Genomic DNA, 625 nt, shown 5'->3' with positions numbered 1-625 from the left:
CTCTGACTTGTTCTTCAGAGGTCCGATGACCATGACCATGTTTCGTCCGTCAATGGTCGGAGTCGATTCCACGGAACCGAACTCGGACACATCCTCGGCAAACTTTTTGAGCAGTCGTACGCCCTGATCGGGGCGGGACTGTTCACGACCACGGAACAAAATCATGGCCTTGACCTTGTCGCCAGCCTTCAGGAAGCCTTCGGCGCGTTTGCGCTTGGTCTCGTAGTCGTGGGTATCAATCTTGAGGCGGAAACGAACCTCTTTGAGGATCGTGTTCGCCTGGTTGCGCCGGGCCTCTTTGGCCTTCTGCGCAGCCTCGTACTTGAACTTGCCGTAGTCCATGATCTTGGCCACGGGCGGCTTGGCTTCGGGTGCAACTTCGACGAGGTCGAGGTCGGCATCCTGAGCAAGGCGCAGGGCAACATCAATTGCCACGACACCGACCTGTTCGCCGTTGGGACCAACGAGACGAACTTCGGGGACGCGAATACGGTCATTTGTACGGGGATCGCTGATGCGTCTCTCCTCTTGGTTAACTTCGTGGCTACAACAAGCCGGCGGATACCGGCTGGGGACGAAGAGAGGAAAATCACGAGCATTCGGTCGAGCTCACTTGCTCAACCAA

1 protein-coding gene is annotated in these 625 nt (G+C 57.0%); it reads right to left on the bottom strand.

The window, feature by feature from the left end:
- Positions 1 to 516 (bottom strand): translation initiation factor IF-3 (gene infC / locus JF66_RS19655; protein ID WP_081882516.1); only part of this gene is annotated, 516 nt, incomplete at its 3' end.
- Positions 517 to 625 lie beyond the last annotated feature (109 nt).

The organism is Cryobacterium sp. MLB-32 (assembly GCF_000738085.1).
Classification (GTDB): Bacteria; Actinomycetota; Actinomycetes; order Actinomycetales; family Microbacteriaceae; genus Cryobacterium.
Note: the sequence above shows the minus strand (reverse complement) of the source record. Positions and strands in the feature narration are given on the sequence as shown.